The sequence below is a fragment of the Kibdelosporangium aridum genome, assembly GCF_900176515.1.
Classification (GTDB): domain Bacteria; phylum Actinomycetota; class Actinomycetes; order Mycobacteriales; family Pseudonocardiaceae; genus Kibdelosporangium; species Kibdelosporangium aridum.
The window spans coordinates 511,446-528,639 of record NZ_FWXV01000004.1; the positions used below are offsets into that span (position 1 = coordinate 511,446).

The window sequence follows — 17,194 nt, forward strand, 5'->3', positions numbered from 1 at the left end:
CGGATTCGAAATAGTACCGGCGGGTAACGGATGGGTTGCCGTGCGCTATCAACGTGTCACCCTTTGGTCACGATCAGACTCTGCCTGATGACCTGCGACCATTTGGGTTTCTAGCGTTCCACGGCAGTGCGCGGCTCACGGCAGTTGGGCGCGTCTTAGAGTCATGGGTGCTCTTCAAGCGACAGATCGGCTTGTAAGAGATGACCCTGTGCTAGGAGGGCACGTGTCAATGAGGAGATCAAAGGCAATCTCCGCGATCGCGCTGTTCGCGTCGGCGAGCTTGGTGCTCGGAGCCTGCAGCTCCGGGACGGACAGCTCCGGCGGCAGCGGGGCCAACCAGCAGGACGCGAAGCCGAGGGAGATCGGCGGCGAGGACAAGGTCTACAAGCGTCCCACGGTCCCCGACATGGGTGAGATCACCACGGTGACCGAGGAGAACGGCCACGACTACAACAACCTGCTCGGTGTCACCAACAGTGCCGCCAACCTGGTCGCGACCGTGGCTGTGCAGCCGTCGGTGTACATCGGTGTCGTCGAGGGCGGCCAGTTCGAGCAGCAGATCGACGGCGACCTGATGGAGTCCGTCAAGGTCACCTCGAAGGAACCGCAGACGATCGAGTACAAGTTCCAGAAGGCTGCCGTCTGGGAGGATGGCGCCCCGATCGGCTGCAAGGACATCTACCTGCAGTTCCTGGTCCGTGGCAAGGACACCGGCAAGAAGTTCGACTCGTCGACCGCCGGCTACGAGGACATCAAGGAAGTCAAGTGCTCCGATGACCTCAAGACCGCCACGGTCGTCTTCGAGAAGCCGTACGCCGACTACCGCGGCCTGTTCTCCTACACGGGCAACAACAGCATCCTGCCCGGCCACATCTGGGAGAAGAACGCCGGCATCCCGGACATCACCAAGCTCACCCGCACCAGCCCCGAGCTGACCACGGACAAGGCGATCAAGGCCTACACCGAGGCCTGGCTGGGCTTCAAGCCGGAGAACGCGATCTCCGGTGGCCCGTTCAAGATCCAGAGCGCGGACGGCCGCGACGAGCTCGTCCTGGTGCGCAACGAGAAGTACTGGGGCCCGAAGACCGGCCCGTCGAAGGTCACGGTCCGGACCAACACCAACTCCCAGTCCGCCTCGCAGCAGCTGCAGAACAAGGAAGTCCAGTCGATCGACACCCAGGCTGACGGCCCGACGGCCATCCAGCTCAAGTCGATCCCGACGGTCAAGCTGCTCGCCCAGGGTGGCCAGACCTACGAGCACATCGACCTGAACATGTCGCGGCCGTTGTTCAAGGACAACCCCGAGATCCGCAAGGCCATCGCGATGTGCATCGACCGCCAGGCGATCGTCGACAACCTGGTCAAGGACATCGACCCGAACGCCAAGCCGCTCGGCAACGTGCTCTTCATGCCGAACGAGGTCGGCTACGAGGACCACTACGCGGGCATCGGCAAGGACGACCCGAGCGACATCGCAGGCGCCAAGAAGCTGCTGGAGGACGCCGGCTGGAAGCTCGGTGCCGACGGCGTCTACACCAAGGGCGCGACCCGCGCCGAGTTCACCCTCGGCTACAAGACCCTGGACCGCAGGCACAAGACCTGGCAGCTGGTCAGCCAGAAGTGCAAGGAAGCCGGCATCCAGATCAACAGCGGCCAGAAGGACAAGTTCAACGACGACGACCTGACGGCCAGCGCGTTCGACGCGGCCCTGTTCGCCTGGGTCGGTGCCCTGAGCAAGTCCAGCTCCTCGGAGAACTACCTCTCCAAGGCCAACGGCGGCACCGCGAACTACAACCTGTACTCCAACCCGCAGGTCGACTCGCTGCTGCAGCAGGCCAACGGCAACCTCGACTTCGCTGCTCGCACGAAGCAGATCAACGAAGCCGACAAGCTGATGGCGGCTGACCTGCACACGATTCCGCTGTTCCAGCTGCCTGACATGGCCGCCACCGACGCCAGCATCGGTGTCTGTGACGCCAGCGGCAAGGCAGGCGACGTCACCTACCTGAACTTCCAGGGCGGGCAGACGTGGAACATGTGGGCCTGGTGCAAGCGGTAAGTCTTCGGCAAAGTTGCTGAACCGGGCGTAATGGGGGCCGGTGCCACGAGCACCGGCCCCCGCTCGCGTTCGTTCATGGCTACCCTGGCCACCGCTGGGAGCCAGGCCTAGGAGTAAACGAAGTGTTCCGTTACATCGTGCGGCGGATCCTGATCACGATTCCGCTGCTGATCGTCGGCTCGTTTCTGGTGTTCGCGCTCGTACAGGGGATGGGCGATCCGCTCGGCGAGTGGAAGCTGCAGCAGCCCCGTTCCCCCGAGGAGATCGCGGCCGCGTACGAGCGGGCGGGCTACAACGAGCCGTTCTTCGAACGGTATGTGACCTGGGTTGGCGGGTTCGTCCAGGGCGACTGGGGAACGACCATCATCCCAGGATCGGGCGTCAGGGACGTCCAAGAAGAGGTGATGCACGGGCTGTGGACGACCTTCCGGCTCGTGGTCGGAGCCGAGATCCTCGCCCTGCTGATCGGCATGGCGGTGGGGGTGATCGGTGCCGTCCGCCAGTACTCGATCTTCGACTACGCGGCGACGGGCGCGGCCTTCGCGCTGTTCTCGATGCCGGTGTTCTGCATCGGCCTGATGCTCAAGAGCGCCGCGATCCCGTTCAACGACTTCCTCGAGTCCATCGGCATGGACCGGTGGATCACCACCGCGGGACCGCCGCCCGGCGGGTTCTCCGGCAGCTTCGGCCATCAGATCACCCAGTACATCGGCACGTTCCTGTTGCCGACACTGGCTTTGCTGGCCATCCAGTTCGCGTTCTACAGCCGGTTCCAGCGAGCGTCCATGTTGGACATCCTCGGTCAGGACTACGTACGGACCGCGCAGGCGAAGGGCCTGTCCAGCGCCCGGGTGGTCTTCCGGCACGCGTTCCGCAACGGCCTGATCCCCGTCATCACCGTGTTCGCGGTCAACTTCGGCACCGTCATGGGTGGCGCGGTGATCACCGAGACGGTGTTCAACTGGTCCGGTATGGGCAAGCTGCTGATCCGGAGCATCTATGACAAAGAGCCGTACATGGTGCTCGGCGTCGTGATGGTGACCGCGGTCATCGTCGTCATCGCGAACCTGATCGCGGACATTCTGTACGCCCGCTTGGACCCGAGGATCCGACTTGCCTGACAACACCACCACCACGACAGCGGGCGTGTCGTCCGACGCTGCATCGGGCATCGACCTCGCCAAGCCGCGCAAGCAATGGCAAGTGGTCATGCGCCGGTTCTTCCGGCACCGGGCCGCGATCGTCGGCATGGTCGTCTTCGCATTGCTCGTCCTCTTCTCGGTTTTCGGCCCGATGCTGTGGAAGTACGACGCGTCGGACCTCAACCTCGGCCGCTACCAGGCGCCGAGTGTCGACCACCCCTTCGGCACCGGCCAGATCGGCGACGACGTGTTCGCCAAGGTGCTCAGCGGCACCGGCTTCTCCATGCAGATCGCGTTGGTCGCCGCACTGATCAACACGGCTGTGGGTGTCGTGCTCGGCGCGATCGCCGGGTACTACCGCGGCTGGGTGGACAGCGCGGTCTCCCGGCTGACCGACCTCGTGCTGGTCATCCCGACCTTCCTGATCGCCGCGGTGCTGTCGCGCAGTACGTTCTCCACCGCGGAGCTCTCCCAGGGCGGCGGATCCAGCAACTGGCTGCAGGTCGCGATCATCCTCGGCCTGACCAACTGGATGATCACCGCACGAACCGTGCGCGGCATGGTGCTCTCGTTGCGGGAGAAGGAGTTCGTCGAAGCCGCGCGTGCGCTCGGCGGCGGCCCCGGCCGGGTCATCTTCAGGCACATCCTGCCGAACACCATGGACGTCGTGATCGTCAACGCCACGATCGCCATGGCGCAGGCGGTTCTGCTCGAGTCGGCGTTGTCCTTCGTCGGCCTCGGCGTGAAGTACCCGGACACCTCACTGGGCTTGCTGATCAGTGAGAACCAGAACGAGTTGCTCGTGCATCCCTGGCTGTTCTACTTCCCGTTCATCTTCATCGTGCTGATCTCGTTGTCGGTGAACTTCGTCGGTGACGGCCTGCGTGACGCTTTCGATCCACGGCAGAAGAGGGTGCGGGCATGAGCGAGCTTGCGAGCGAATCATTCAACACAGTCCGCCGGTCATGCGACACGGGTGACCACAGCGGGGAGCGGGCATGACCGACTTTTCTGATTTCGGTGACACCGCGCTGAAAGGCGCTCGCCCGCGCGACGAGGTGTCCGACAAGCTGCTTGAAGTCACCGATCTCTCGGTCGACTTCAACACCGAGGACGGCGCCGTGCACGCGGTGCGCAACGTGTCGTTCTCGTTGGGGCAGCGGGAAGTTCTCGGCATCGTCGGTGAGTCCGGCTCCGGCAAGTCGGTGTCCTCCATGGCGATCATGGGCCTGCTGCCCAAGACCGCCACGGTGACCGGCTCCATCAAGTTCCAGGGTGAAGAGCTGGTCGGCCTGGAGTACAAGCAGATACGGCCCTATCGCGGCAACAAGATCGCGATGATCTTCCAGGACCCGATGACGTCGCTCAACCCGGTGTTCACCGTCGGGTACCAGCTGGCCGAGGCCTACCGGGCGCACCACGACGTGTCCAAGTCGGCCGCGTGGTCCAAGGCCGTGGAAACCCTTGCCCTGGTTGGCATTCCGCAGCCGGATCGGCGGGCCAAGCAGTACCCGCACGAGTTCTCCGGCGGTATGCGCCAGCGTGCGGTGATCGGCATGTCGATCATCAACGATCCCGAGCTGATCATCGCCGACGAGCCGACGACCGCGCTCGACGTGACCGTGCAGGCGCAGATCCTGGAGACGTTGCTGAGCATCCAGGACGAGACCAACGCCGCGATCATCATGATCACCCACGACCTCGGCGTCGTGGCAGGCATGGTCGACCGCGTGCAGGTGATGTACGGCGGCACGATCGTGGAGACCGGAGGCGTGCACGACGTCTTCGAGTCGCCGCGGATGCCGTACACCGTCGGCCTGCTGGGCTCCATCCCCAACCCGTCACTGCTGGGCAGGCGGCTCACCCCGATCAAGGGCGCGCCACCGTCGCTGATGAACCTGCCAAGCGGTTGCGTGTTCTCACCGCGGTGCCCGCTCGTCATCGACGAGTGCCACACGGGTGAGCCCGCGTTGGTACCGACCGGGCAGGCGAACCACAGCGCGCGCTGCATCCGGTGGGAACACCTCGCAGGCATCGAAGATCCGAGCAAGCTCTTCGCCACCGACGAGATCGGCGTGGTGGAGAACCCGGCCGCCCTCGTCGAGGAAGCGCCGGATCTGGTGCAGGTCGAGGATCTGGCCGTGGTGGAGAAGCGGCTCGATGAGCAGCGGGCGGAGGAGGAATCATCGTGACTGCGCAGATGCAGGAAGAGAAAGCAGACACCAAGACCGCGCCGATGCTCGAGGTCAAGGATCTGGTCAAGACGTTCCCGGTGCGTGGCGGCGGGATCATCCCGCGCACGATCGGGCACGTGCACGCCGTTTCCGGCGTGAGCTTCACGTTGTCGGCAGGGGAGACCCTCGGCCTGGTCGGCGAGTCCGGGTGCGGCAAGTCCACGACCGGCCGTGCCGTGCTGCAACTGCACAAGCCCACGTCGGGTTCGGTGAAGTTCGACGGCAAGGAGCTGACCAAGCTCGGGCAGCGCGAGATGCGGTCGGTCCGCAGGGACATGCAGATCGTGTTCCAGGACCCGTACGCGTCGCTGAACCCGCGCTGGCAGATCAACGACATCGTGTCGGAACCGTTCAACATCCACGGTTTCTCCGGGTCGGCCACCGAACGCCAGCACAAAGTGGACGAACTGCTCGAGCTCGTCGGCCTGAACCCGGAGCACCGCAACCGGTACGGCCACGAGTTCTCCGGCGGTCAGCGCCAACGCATCGGCATCGCCAGGGCACTGGCGTTGAACCCGCGGATGGTCGTACTGGACGAGCCGGTGTCCGCTTTGGACGTGTCGGTGCAGGCCGGTGTGGTGAACCTGCTTGAGGAACTGCAGGAGCGGTTCAACCTGGCGTACCTGTTCGTGGCACACGACTTGTCCGTGGTGCGGCACATCTCACACCGGGTGGCCGTGATGTACCTCGGCAAGATCGTGGAGATCGGACCGAGGGAGGACATCTACACGCGTCCGACCCACCCGTACACGCAGGCGTTGCTGTCCGCGGTGCCCGTGCCTGACCCGCGTCAGGAGCGGGAACGCCAGCGGATCGTGCTCACCGGTGACGTGCCGAGCCCGGTCGACCCGCCGTCGGGTTGCCGGTTCCGGACGCGGTGCTGGAAGGCACAGGACATCTGCGCAACCGAGGAACCACCGCTGGTCCAGCACGGGTCCGGTGGCCTCGCCTCGGCGTGCCACTTCGCTGAGGAACGCCAGGTGCTCTGACCTCAGGTCTGATTCCCTAGGCTTGAGGCGTGATGCTGACTGCTCCACCGAGGTTGCTGCTGGTGCACGCCCATCCGGACGACGAGAGTCTCTGGACGGGCGGCACCATCGCCAAGTACGCGGCCAACGGTGCCCATGTCACCCTGGTGACCTGCACGCTCGGCGAAGAGGGCGAGATCATCCCCGATGCTCTCGCCCTGCTCGCGGCGAACGAGTCCGACCAGCTCGGCGGCTACCGAAACGGTGAGCTGCGGGCGGCGTGCGCGGCGCTTGGCGTCGTCGACCACCGCTATCTCGGCGGGATCGGCCGGTGGCGGGACTCCGGAATGGTCGGTGTGCCGTCCAATCAGCATCCACGGGCCTTCATCAACGGTGACTTCACCGAACAGGCCGAGCAGCTGCTCGCGATCCTGCGTGAGGTCAAACCGGACGTTGTTGTCACATACGGACCGGACGGCGGCTACGGACATCCCGACCACATCCGGGCGCATGAGATCACGACTGTCGCGTGTGCACAGGCGGACGTGCGGCGCGTTTTCCACGTGGTGACGTCCAAGAAGGCCACCGACTCCGGGGTGGCGGAGCTGGCCAGGGTGGCCGATCTGCCGTACCGCATACCGGAACCCGGCGAGTTGCCCGTCACGCCGGACGACGAGATCACCACGGTGATCGAGATCGTGGACCACCTCGACATGAAACTGCGGGCGCTGCGGGCACACCAGACCCAGGTGACCGTCTGGCAGGACGATTCCGGCTCGTCGTGCTACGCGTTGTCCAACGACATCGCCCAGCCGATCGTCGGCCACGAGTACTACATCCTGGCCAGCGGGCGTCCGGACGACGCGGAAACCGACCTGTTCGGAGGCCTGTGATGGGTGTGCGGCACTGGGTGCGGCTGACCGGCCTGCTGCTGCTCAGCCTGGCGCTCACCCTGATCGAGCTGCTCTACCTGCCGCTGCGGTTCGACGGCGCGCTGCTGCCGATGGTCGGCGACAGTCTGCCGTTGCCGATCTCCGCTGTCGTCGCCGCGGTGACGTTGCCGTGGCTGATCAAACGTGCCCGCCGGATCTCGCTGCGGCTGCTCGTCGCCGGGTCGCCACTGTGGATCTGGCTGCTGGGCGTGCTGGTCGCGGCCTTCCCCGGACCGGGTGGTGACGTCGTGCTGATCGGCGACTGGCGGGCGTTGCTGCTGCTTGGCTGCGGTGCACTGGCCGGTTCGATCACGCTCGGCGGCATGCTCGGCCGCCCGGCTGGATCACGACCGGGTGCCGCAAGTGCGGAACGCTGACGTTGCGGCGTTCCCGCAAGGCTTTCGTATCGCCCGAAGTGTCCGCTGGCAAGGATTTCGGGAATGAGCGCGGAGGCGCAGGTACGGCGGCGCGCGATTCCACATTGGACATCCTGGGAACGCGGCAGGCTGCCGGCCGTCGCCATCCACCAACCGCAGTTGATCGACCGGAAGAGCGGATCTTGCGGTCGTGACGAACTGATCGCCTTGTTTCTGCAAGGCTAGGGGCATGCAGATCACCGTTCTCGGCAGCTGCGGGGCATGGCCGGAGCCTGGCCGCGCGTGTAGTGGGTTTCTGGTCGAGCACGACGGCTTTCGCCTGGTGCTGGACATGGGGTTCGGCGTGGCGTCAAGACTCTTCGAGATCTGCCCGGCCGAATCGGTGAACGCGGTGGTCGTGACGCATGAGCACCCGGATCACTGCGTGGACCTCAACGCGTTGCTGCGTGCCAGGTTCTACGGCGGCATGCCGAGGATTCCGTTGTACTGCACACCTGGCGTGGCGGGCAGGCTGAACGTGGTCGAGCCCAACCCGCCGCTGTCGGCGGCGTTCGACATATATGAACTGCCTGGTGGCTACTCGGTTGGTCCGTTCGACTTGACCGGAATGCTATTGCCCCATCACGTTCCGAATTCGGGTGTCCGACTGACCACGAAGGACAGTGTGCTCGCGTACACCGGCGACACCGGGCCGGATCCGGCGTTGGCCGTGCTCGCGAAGGACGCGGACCTGTTCATCGCCGAGGCGACGCTGATCGAGCCCCAACAAGGCACGCGGACCCTGCTGACCGCGCGTGAAGCGGGCCAGTGGGCGGCGAGGGCGAACGCGAAACGCCTGCTCTTGACCCATTTCTGGCCGGGAAGTGACCGGACCGCGGCGGTGTCGTCGGCCTACGCCGAATTTTCCGGCGATATCGCTGCGGCCGTCGAGGGGATGGCTCTACGCTGCTGAATCGTGGCGGAGCCGATCACTGATCAGCATGTGGCCGTGGTCCTGCGGGTGTTCGTGCGCAGATGCGAGCCGATGCTGACGCGGTTGCGGGACGACGGTGAACCGGTTGAGGTCGACGCCAGCGATCCGGATATCGACCGGTCCATCTTGGACAAAGTGAAAGCCGTCGTGGCCAGCATCAAAAGGCCGGGCATGAAGGGCTGGGGCCAGCTGCCGATCCAGGAGCGGGTGGACTGGTGGATCAGCCGGGTCGGCCGGTTCACGTCCCTGCTCGCGTCGGTCACCGGACTGGCGGGCGTGTGGGGTGACCGGCTGCCGTTGCAGGACATGCTCGGCTCAGCCAGCCAGGGATTGTTGTTGTGCGCCATCGCTTCCGAGCACGGCGTCGACGACATCGGCGTGCGGGTGCGGCTGCTTGCCTCGGTGCTGTTCGAGCGGGACATCGACCCGGTGACCGCGCGCGGCTCCGGTGACGCGGCGGCCGACGAGCAGATGGTCGCCGAACTCGCCCCGGAGGACGAACCGGCCGACGGACCCGTGAAAGGCAAGAAGTTCAGCGTCAAGGCCGGGTTCAAGTGGCTGTGGCGGCAAGCCCGGATCCTCTTCGCGATCACCGACGAGCTGGAGAAACGCCCGCAGGGCCGGATCTACCACAAGGCATTGGGCCTGCTGCCGGTCGTCGGCATGGCCGGTGACTACCTCGGCGAACGCTCAGCGTTGAAACGCGCGGCGAAGCGTGGCACCAAATGGCTCGCTCAGCAGGGGATCCAGTAGCGGTAGCGGTGGTGCTCGGTGCACCCGAGCATCTCGTACAGGCGGATCGCCGCGATGTTGTGTTCAGCAACCTGCAACGCCTGACGCGTCGCGCCCTTTGCCGCGGCCCACGCGTACAGCGTCCTCAGCAGCCCTGCCGCCAAGCGCTGGCGCCGGTGTGACGGCCGCACGGCCAAGCGTGCGACATGCAGGAGATCACCCACGACCGCGCCTCGCACGGCGGCGACGACCTGACCGTCACGTTCCAGGACGCCGTAGCCGACCCCGGAAGATGACGACAGAACGTGCCGTTGTGCGGCATTAGGCACGTTTGCGCCAGTCGTGAGTTCCCACCATCCGGGCGACGGTTCGTCGTCGATCCGAGCGCCGTCTTGGGGCCCAGGAGACAACGGGCCGGTCATCACGAGCGACTCGGCACCACCCGGATGGTCCAGGTTGACCACCCAACCGTGTTCGGCGATGGCGGCGTCGGCCTTCGAGCCGATCACCACGTGCGCGGTCGGCTGGATGCCGTGGCGCTCGGCGAACCCAGCTGCCCTGCGCAGTGCGACTCGGACGTCGACCCCGGGATCACCACAGGTCAGGGTGCTGTTCGCGCGTCCGGTGAACCCGCCGGCGGCACGCATCCGCCAGTCACCGAGCCGCTCTTCCACCAGGGCAGGCCAGGCCTGTGCGCATTCGTGCTCAAGGCGGGTCACGGCGTCCATGTAGCGATTCTCCAGCGATCAACCTGTGCAACTTGCTGAGATAAGCGTCACCCTGCGGCACCGGGTACTCGTGTGCAGCGTGGACGGGGGATACTGGCCTTGACGCGTACCTCCCGAACGCGCGTGTACAAGGTTTCTCAAAGGAGCAGAGCACCGTGACCTACGTCATCGCCGAGCCCTGCGTCGACTTGCTCGACAAGGCGTGCATCGAGGAGTGCCCGGTCGACTGTATTTACGAGGGCGACCGGATGCTCTACATCCACCCTGACGAGTGCGTCGACTGCGGTGCCTGCGAGCCGGTCTGCCCGGTGGAGGCCATCTACTACGAGGACGACGTCCCCGACCAGTGGAAGGACTACACCAAGGCCAACGTCGACTTCTTCGACGAGCTGGGGTCGCCGGGCGGGGCGTCCAAGGTGGGCAAGGTCTCGGCCGACCCGCAGTGGATCAAGGACCTGGCGCCGCGCGAGACCGAGCATTGACAGCGGGTCTGCCGGACTTTCCGTGGGACTCGCTCGCCGAGCCCGCGGCCATGGCGCGTGCGCACCCGGACGGGGTGGTCGATCTGTCGGTCGGCACCCCCGTCGACCCGGTGCCCGACAAGATCAGGGCAGCGCTCGCGTCAGTGTCGGACCGTGCCGGTTATCCCACCACACACGGCACGCCCGAACTGCGCCAAGCCACCGTCGAAGCCCTGAGCCGCCGGTTTGACATCGGCGGCATCTCGGCAACGGACGTACTGCCGACCATCGGCTCGAAGGAACTGGTCGCCTGGCTGCCGACGCTGCTGGGCGCCGGTGCCGGGTCGCTGGTCGTCATCCCGGAGCTGGCGTACCCGACGTACGAAGTCGGCGCCCTGATCGCCGGGGCAACGGTCGTGCGTTCCGACGGCCTGACCGCACTCGGCCCGCAGAACCCGGCGATCATCTGGATCAACTCACCGTCGAACCCCACCGGGCGCGTGCTGCCCGTCGCACACCTGCGCAAGGTCGTGACGTGGGCACGTGAACGCGGCGCGATCGTGGTGTCCGACGAGTGCTACATGTCGCTCGGCTGGGACGTCACGCCGGTGTCGGTGCTGCACCCGTCGGTGAACGAGGGCAGCCTGAGCGGCATCCTCGCGGTGCACTCGCTGTCGAAGTCCTCCAGCCTGGCCGGGTACCGCGCGGGCTTCGTCACCGGCGACGCGTCGCTGGTGGCTTCGTTGCTGGCGGTCCGCAAGCACGCCGGAATGATGGTGCCCAGGCCGGTGCAAGAAGCCATGACCGCGGCGCTCTCCGACGACTCGCACGTCGAGGCCCAGAAGGAGCGCTACCGGGCACGCCGCACGATCTTGCGTGACGCGCTGGAGTCGGCGGGCTTCACCGTCGACCACTCCGAGGCCGGGCTGTACTTGTGGGCCACTCGGGGTGAGGACGCGTGGAAGACCGTGTCGTGGCTGGCGGAACGCGGGATCTTGGTGGCTCCGGGGACTTTCTACGGGCCGACGGGTTCTCAGCATGTGCGCGTGGCTTTGACGGCGACCGATGAGCGAGTCGCCGCCGCAGCCGGGCGTCTCAAAGAAGCCTGAGTCGCGCTATTGCAGCCATGGGCCTGGTAGCGCCGCCGACTTCTCAGCGGGTCAGGCCGCTGACTTGTGGTTGAACTCCGGGGCGAGGGCGGCGACTGCGTCCCACTTGTCGCGCCACTGGGCGCGGTAGGCCAGGCGGCGGGCGTGCTCTCGTTCGACCAGGCGCCCGGCCACGAAGATGACTTCGGCGTCGTCGTGGCCTTCGAGTAGGCGGCGGATGGTTTCTTCGGCGACTGCGGCGTCCTGGTGTTCGCCAAGGACTTCCTGGAACGCTTTGGTCGCCTTGATCAGCTGTTTCACTGGTTCCTTGCCTGCCGCGCCGACCAGCTCGGCCGCGTAGCGCAAGCGTTTGCCCTTGATTCGTAGGGCGTGCAGCTGTCCGTCCGGGGGGTCTTCGCCGAGGGCCTCGACGGCTTTGAAGAGCTTTCGGTAGGGCTTGTAGATCACGCTGATCACGGCCGGTGTCTTGCCGTCGGCCACGGGCGGGCCTGCCGAGGTCGGCTTGGAGGCGGTCGCGGCGGCCAGTGATGTCAGCAGTTCGCCGTAGCGCTTGGTTCGCATCGCCGCGAGCATGCGGCGGCGCGCGGCGCGGCGTTCGTCCATCAGGCCGCTGAGCAGGCGTTCGACGGCGGCGCGTTCGTTGTCGTCGAAACCGGCGGCTTCGGTGCGCAGCCGGTCGAGTTGGACGTCCAGGTCACGGACCGGGCCGAGGGCGTTGCCGAGCCATTTGAGCTCGAGCTGGAGTGGGGACGCCGCGTCACCGAGTCCGGCGCCGTCGGCGTTGACCGCCGCACGCAGGCGCCGGATGGTGACGCGCATCTGGTGCAGGTCTTCCGGATCCACCCCGGACTTGGTGCCCGCCTCGTGCGCCAGCAGCGCGCGCAACTGGCTGTCCAGTCGCACGCGGACGTGCACGGCTGGCGGGTCCTTGCGGCGTGCGGCAGTGGGCTCGGCGGGCAGGCCAAGATCCGCGGGAGTAAGGGTCACGCCCTTGATTTTAGGTGAAATGCAGGTTAATCGTTGGCGTGCAAGGCGGCGTTCAGGGTGACTCCTGACCCGCTGCGCTCGACGACCTCGACCGTTCCGGTGCTGGAGTTGCGGCGGAACAGCAGGTTGCTGCCGCCTGACAAGTCGCGGGCCTTGACCAAACGGCCGTCCGGCAACGTGATCTTGGTGCCCGCGGTGACGTACAGGCCAGCCTCGACCACGCAGTCGTCGCCGAGCGAGATCCCGATGCCGGCGTTCGCGCCGAGCAGGCAGCGTTCGCCGATCGTGATGGTCTCCTTGCCGCCGCCGGACAGCGTGCCCATGATCGACGCGCCGCCGCCGACGTCGGAACCGTCACCGACGACAACGCCCTGGGAGATACGGCCCTCGATCATCGACGAGCCCAGCGTGCCCGCGTTGAAGTTGACGAAGCCTTCATGCATGACCGTCGTGCCGCTCGCCAGATGCGCACCCAACCGCACACGGTCCGCGTCGGCGATCCGCACGCCGCTGGGCACGACGTAGTCGACCATCCGCGGGAACTTGTCGATGCCGTGCACAGTCACGGCCCCACGCGCGCGCAACGCCAGCCGCGTCGCCGCGAAGTTCTCCACCGGGCACGGGCCGTGGTTGGTCCACACGACGTTGGCCAGCAGGCCGAAGATGCCGTCGAGGTTGAGGCTGTTCGGCGTGGCCATCCGCGAGGAGATCAGGTGCAGCCGCAGGTAGACGTCGTATGCGTCAGTGGGCGGCTCGGCGAGGGCACTGATTCCCGTCCGGACCGCGATGACCTCGACGCCACGGGCGTCGTCCGGGCCGAGCATCGCGGAGATCCCGTTGCCGAGCTCCTCGGCCGCATCCATTTCGGACAGGCGCTGCGTACCTGGCGCGGGCGCGTCCCCCAGCTTCGGCTTGGGGAACCAGCTGTCCAGCACGGTGCCATCAGTGGTGACTGTCGCAAGGCCGACGCCGTACGCGCCGCTCGACTCGGGGTTCGTGCTCACACGCAAAAGGTAACGAACGCGGGTTCAGGACTCTACGAACGGGTTGCGGATCGTGAGCGATCCGAAGGTCTGGCCATGCCGCAGCGGGTGATGGACTTTCCTGCGGATCAGCGTCTGCACGCGACGTCATCTGGTGGGCTCTGCGTGGACTACCGTGCCGGGGTGACCGTTGAACTGGACCTTGCTGCTGACCCGGTGGACCTGACCGCTGCTCTCGTGGACATCCCGAGCGTCTCGGAGAACGAGGCCCTACTGGCCGACGCGGTCGAGCGAGCCCTGCGAAAGCTCAGCCACCTTGAGGTCGCCAGGTCGGGCAACGCGGTGTTGGCACGCACGAACCTCGGCCGCGAGCGCAGAGTCGTGTTCGCGGGCCACATCGACACGGTCCCGATCAACGACAACCTGCCGTCCCGCCGGGAAGGCGACATCATGCACGGTTGCGGCACGGTCGACATGAAGGGCGGTGACGCGGTCATGCTGCACATCGCCGCGAACATCACCGACCCCAAGCACGATCTCACCTTCGTTTTCTACGACTGCGAGGAAATCGAGGCGGCCCGCAACGGCCTCGGCCGGATCGAGCGGGAGCTCAAGGACTGGCTGACGGGGGACGTCGCGATCGTCTGTGAGCCGTCGAACGGCACGATCGAGGCGGGTTGCCAGGGCACGATGCGGATCGAGATCCGCACAACAGGCAAGCGGGCGCACACCGCGCGGGCCTGGATGGGCGTCAACGCGATCCACGCGATCGGTGAGGCTCTGCGCAGGCTGGACGCCTACGAGCCGCGCATCGTGGACATCGACGGCTGCACGTACCGGGAAGGCCTGCAGGCCGTGAAGATCGACGGCGGCGTCGCGGGCAACGTCGTTCCCGACGAGGCCGTGCTCACGATCAACCACCGCTTCGCGCCCGACCGCAGCCCCGAAGCGGCCGAGAAGCACTTGCGTGAGGTCTTCGACGGCTACGACGTGAAAGTCGTGGACTCGGCGGCGGGCGCGCTGCCGGGGCTGCAGGCGCCCGCCGCCAAGGAACTGGTCGAAGCCGCCGGGGGCACGCCGGTGGCGAAACTGGGCTGGACGGACGTCGCCCGGTTCGCCGCGCTTGGCATGCCCGCGGTCAACTTCGGTCCCGGTGACCCGACTTTGGCGCACACCAAGGAAGAACACGTGCACGTTCAGCAGATCACCGACTGTGTGCGGGTGTTGACCCGCTGGCTCACACCGTGATCGTCCAGGTGTCCAAGGTGCCGGTGTCGGCGCGGTACCGGTCGGCCACGACCAGCGTCCATGTGCCCGAAGCGTTCTCGGAAGTCACTGGGACGTCATAGGTCTTGGTGCCGAACTGACCGCATCCGCCGCTACCGGCGGCCTTCACGTTGTACGACCGTCCACTTGGGCTGGTCAACGTGATCTGCAGGTCGTAGGCGCAGGTGTGGCTGATCGTCACCGACAGCTTCACCGGCGACGTGGCTGAGCCTGTGGCGGTGGACGTGACCGGGCTGCTGACCGTGGCCAGGTCGGCGATCGGGAAGTCCGTGCCGTTGGTGAAGATCCGTGTGCCGGTTGTGCCGACGGTCAACGTGAACTGCGTGGTGTGGTCGACGTCGGCGCCGTCACCAGTGACCGTCACCTGGTAGGTGCCAGCCGGAGTGCTCGCCGTGGTCGCGATGGTCAACGTCGAGGAGGCGCCGGACTGGACCGAAGCCGGGTTGAAGGTCGCGGTCGCACCGGCGGGCAGGCCACTCGCGGCGAAGGTGATGTTCTGCGCGTTGCCGCGGATTGTTTGCGTGCCAACGGTTGTGGTCGCGCTGCCGCCTGGCTGGACGGTGCCGGAGGCCGGGGTCAGCGAGATCGAGAAGTCGTTGCCGCCCTGCGGCGCACAGGTCGCCTCGCCGGTCTGCGCGGGCACGCTGATCGCGTTCCACGCGGCCTTGGTGGCGTTGTACTCGGTGCAGCTGCCCGGGAACAGGTTGACCGCGGCCTGCAAGGTGGCCTTACGAGCGGCGCCGTGGTTCCAGGTGGTGGTCTTCTGCAGCAGGCCGTTGTAGAAGATCTTGCCGGCCTTCTGGATGCCGATACCGGTCACCGTGCTGCCGTCGCAGGTCGGGCTGGCCGGCTTGCCGCCACCCGGGTTGCTGCCTTCGGACAGCAGGTAGAACCAGTGGTTCTGCGGGCCCGCGGCGGCGTGCACCGAACCAGGCAGCGAGGTCGACCAGCAGTTGGGGTGCCCGGAGATCTTGTTCGGCTGGTACATGTAGCGGATCGGGCCGCTGCCTGCGAGGTTGACCTCCTCGCCGACCTCGAAGTCGGCCGGGTCTTCGGCGTTGTTGGCGTAAGCCTCGGTCAGCGCGCCGAAGATGTCACCGGTCGACTCGTTCATGCCGCCCTTCTCCGTGCCACCGCCACCGGATCCACCGGGGGTGAACTGGAAGATGCCGTGGCCGAACTCGTGGCCGACCACGTCCATCGAGACGACCTGGCGCTGGCTGTCCTGGCTGCGGCCGTACTGGGTGTAGCTGCCGGTCCAGAACGCGTTCACCGCGGGAAGTCCGACGTACGCGGGGAATGTCTTGCCGTTGCCGTCAATACCGTTGCGGCCCAGCCAGTCGCGCAGCATGTCCCATTCCTTCTGCGCGCCGTACATGGCGTCAACACAGGCGGTCTCCATGTCGGTGCCGGAACCGTTGCCCCAGTTGTCATCCGGGCCGGTGAAGACGACCTTGTTGCTGTCCAGGCCGCATTCAAGGCCAGGACGGGTCGTGTCGCGCATGGCGAAGGTGCTGCCGGACTGCGAGGTGGTGATCTGGACGTCACCGACGTAGTGCGAGTCGCCGGTGCCGGCCTTGACGTCGTCGTAGCTCTCGATGACCGAGCCGTCGGTGGCATCGACGAACACGTGCATGTTGCTCGGAATGACGCCGTTGTTCCCGGAGACGACGACTTCGTAGGCAAGTTTGGGCGCCGCACCGGCCAGCACGATCAGCTTCGGCGCTTCGACGGACTTGACGGTCGAGACCTTGGTACGCGCGGTGTTCGCCGCCGTGGCTGCGTCGATCTTCGCGGTGGTGTCCACGGCCAGCGGCGTGGTCGTGGCTGCGGTCGTGTCACGGACACGGCCTTGGTCGTCGGTCACGACAACAGCGTCACCGCCGACGACCTTGAGGCCACGGTATGAGCGTTCGTAGGCGGAGTAGTAGATCCCCGCACCGCCGTGCGTCGTGCTGACGCGGGTGAACGCCTCGTCGGCACCCCTGGCGAGTTCGTCAAGCCCGAGGATGGCCGCTTGGTCGGCAGCGGTGGTTGCCCGGGCTAACGGGTCGGCGGCGACCTGTGGTGCGCTTGCCTGTGCCTGCGCGACTGGGATCGCCAAAGTCAGGGCGGCGATCGCCAGAATCCCTCGCGTTCGTCTCAAGACATGCTCCTTTTGGGCGCCTCGCAGCGCCCCTTAGCAGGGAGAGAAGCGGGGTTATGCGCATAACCGCATCGAT

Annotated in this window: 17 protein-coding genes; 13 read left to right on the forward strand and 4 right to left on the reverse strand. The window is 66.3% G+C overall.

Annotated features, from left to right (window positions below; translation table 11 throughout):
• The first annotated feature begins 229 nt into the window (after positions 1-229).
• The 10 genes from B9C43_RS26175 (at position 230) to B9C43_RS26215 (ending at position 9,438) form a co-directional block, all read left to right on the forward strand.
• Positions 230-2,059 (forward strand): ABC transporter family substrate-binding protein, encoded by a 1,830-nt coding sequence (locus B9C43_RS26175; RefSeq protein WP_084429683.1) that lies wholly within the window; start codon positions 230-232, stop codon positions 2,057-2,059.
• A 122-nt stretch (positions 2,060-2,181) separates the two neighbouring features.
• Positions 2,182-3,180, forward strand: coding sequence for an ABC transporter permease (locus tag B9C43_RS26180; RefSeq protein ID WP_033389498.1), 999 nt, complete (start codon positions 2,182-2,184; stop codon positions 3,178-3,180).
• Positions 3,173-4,126 (forward strand): ABC transporter permease, encoded by a 954-nt coding sequence (locus B9C43_RS26185; protein ID WP_235038836.1) that lies wholly within the window; start codon positions 3,173-3,175, stop codon positions 4,124-4,126. The genes B9C43_RS26180 and B9C43_RS26185 overlap by 8 nt, the downstream gene beginning before the upstream one ends.
• A gap of 73 nt (positions 4,127-4,199) precedes the next feature.
• Positions 4,200-5,393 carry an ABC transporter ATP-binding protein gene (locus tag B9C43_RS26190; RefSeq protein WP_084429684.1) on the forward strand — a complete coding sequence of 398 codons (1,194 nt, stop codon included), beginning with the start codon at positions 4,200-4,202 and terminating at the stop codon, positions 5,391-5,393.
• Positions 5,394-5,401: 8 nt separating this feature from the next.
• Positions 5,402-6,424: an ABC transporter ATP-binding protein gene (locus B9C43_RS26195; protein WP_143446625.1), complete on the forward strand. Its 1,023-nt coding sequence runs from the start codon at positions 5,402-5,404 to the stop codon at positions 6,422-6,424.
• A 29-nt stretch (positions 6,425-6,453) separates the two neighbouring features.
• Entirely contained in the window at positions 6,454-7,296 is an 843-nt protein-coding gene (gene mshB / locus B9C43_RS26200) for an N-acetyl-1-D-myo-inositol-2-amino-2-deoxy-alpha-D-glucopyranoside deacetylase (protein ID WP_200825695.1), read from the forward strand.
• Entirely contained in the window at positions 7,296-7,712 is a 417-nt protein-coding gene (locus tag B9C43_RS26205) for a hypothetical protein (protein WP_084429686.1), read from the forward strand. The genes mshB and B9C43_RS26205 overlap by 1 nt, the downstream gene beginning before the upstream one ends.
• Positions 7,713-7,775: 63 nt before the next feature.
• Positions 7,776-7,937: a hypothetical protein gene (locus B9C43_RS56870; protein WP_160096701.1), complete on the forward strand. Its 162-nt coding sequence runs from the start codon at positions 7,776-7,778 to the stop codon at positions 7,935-7,937.
• 4 nt (positions 7,938-7,941) lie between these two features.
• Positions 7,942-8,664 (forward strand): MBL fold metallo-hydrolase, encoded by a 723-nt coding sequence (locus tag B9C43_RS26210; RefSeq protein WP_084429687.1) that lies wholly within the window; start codon positions 7,942-7,944, stop codon positions 8,662-8,664.
• Between the two features lie 3 nt (positions 8,665-8,667).
• Positions 8,668-9,438: a hypothetical protein gene (locus tag B9C43_RS26215; protein ID WP_084429688.1), complete on the forward strand. Its 771-nt coding sequence runs from the start codon at positions 8,668-8,670 to the stop codon at positions 9,436-9,438.
• Here the strand turns inward: B9C43_RS26215 and B9C43_RS26220 are convergent.
• Positions 9,420-10,145 (reverse strand): GNAT family N-acetyltransferase, encoded by a 726-nt coding sequence (locus tag B9C43_RS26220; RefSeq protein ID WP_084429689.1) that lies wholly within the window; start codon positions 10,143-10,145, stop codon positions 9,420-9,422. The two genes, B9C43_RS26215 and B9C43_RS26220, sit on opposite strands and share 19 nt — an antisense overlap.
• 155 nt (positions 10,146-10,300) lie before the next feature.
• Between B9C43_RS26220 and fdxA the strand changes: the two genes are divergently transcribed.
• Positions 10,301-10,627 carry a ferredoxin gene (fdxA, locus tag B9C43_RS26225; RefSeq protein ID WP_033389506.1) on the forward strand — a complete coding sequence of 109 codons (327 nt, stop codon included), beginning with the start codon at positions 10,301-10,303 and terminating at the stop codon, positions 10,625-10,627.
• Entirely contained in the window at positions 10,624-11,715 is a 1,092-nt protein-coding gene (gene dapC, locus B9C43_RS26230; RefSeq protein ID WP_033389508.1) for a succinyldiaminopimelate transaminase, read from the forward strand. The genes fdxA and dapC overlap by 4 nt, the downstream gene beginning before the upstream one ends.
• A 51-nt stretch (positions 11,716-11,766) precedes the next feature.
• Here the strand turns inward: dapC and B9C43_RS26235 are convergent, their stop codons facing one another.
• Together B9C43_RS26235 and dapD are read right to left on the reverse strand one after the other, a co-directional pair.
• On the reverse strand, positions 11,767-12,702 hold the full coding sequence (locus tag B9C43_RS26235) for a CHAD domain-containing protein (RefSeq protein WP_235038837.1): 936 nt from the start codon (positions 12,700-12,702) through the stop codon (positions 11,767-11,769).
• Between the two features lie 26 nt (positions 12,703-12,728).
• Positions 12,729-13,706: a 2,3,4,5-tetrahydropyridine-2,6-dicarboxylate N-succinyltransferase gene (gene dapD, locus B9C43_RS26240; RefSeq protein WP_084429692.1), complete on the reverse strand. Its 978-nt coding sequence runs from the start codon at positions 13,704-13,706 to the stop codon at positions 12,729-12,731.
• Positions 13,707-13,781: 75 nt separating this feature from the next.
• Here dapD and dapE point away from each other — a divergent pair, with 75 nt between their 5' ends.
• Entirely contained in the window at positions 13,782-14,933 is a 1,152-nt protein-coding gene (dapE, locus tag B9C43_RS26245; protein WP_407657121.1) for a succinyl-diaminopimelate desuccinylase, read from the forward strand.
• Here the strand turns inward: dapE and B9C43_RS26250 are convergent.
• A complete protein-coding gene (locus B9C43_RS26250) occupies positions 14,923-17,118 on the reverse strand; it encodes a M4 family metallopeptidase (protein ID WP_084429693.1) in 2,196 nt (731 codons plus the stop codon). The two genes, dapE and B9C43_RS26250, sit on opposite strands and share 11 nt — an antisense overlap.
• Between the last annotated feature and the right edge of the window lie 76 nt (positions 17,119-17,194).

Bases quoted from the DNA above. Each gene is read 5' to 3' on its own strand.
- B9C43_RS26175 (WP_084429683.1), top strand. From the start codon at position 230: ATGAGGAGATCAAAGGCAATCTCCGCGATCGCGCTGTTCGCGTCGGCG.
- B9C43_RS26190 (WP_084429684.1), top strand. From the start codon at position 4,200: ATGACCGACTTTTCTGATTTCGGTGACACCGCGCTGAAAGGCGCTCGC.
- B9C43_RS26195 (WP_143446625.1), top strand. From the start codon at position 5,402: ATGCAGGAAGAGAAAGCAGACACCAAGACCGCGCCGATGCTCGAGGTC.
- B9C43_RS26205 (WP_084429686.1), top strand. From the start codon at position 7,296: ATGGGTGTGCGGCACTGGGTGCGGCTGACCGGCCTGCTGCTGCTCAGC.
- B9C43_RS56870 (WP_160096701.1), top strand. From the start codon at position 7,776: ATGAGCGCGGAGGCGCAGGTACGGCGGCGCGCGATTCCACATTGGACA.
- B9C43_RS26210 (WP_084429687.1), top strand. From the start codon at position 7,942: ATGCAGATCACCGTTCTCGGCAGCTGCGGGGCATGGCCGGAGCCTGGC.
- B9C43_RS26220 (WP_084429689.1), bottom strand. From the start codon at position 10,145: ATGGACGCCGTGACCCGCCTTGAGCACGAATGCGCACAGGCCTGGCCT.
- dapE (WP_407657121.1), top strand. From the start codon at position 13,782: ATGCCGCAGCGGGTGATGGACTTTCCTGCGGATCAGCGTCTGCACGCG.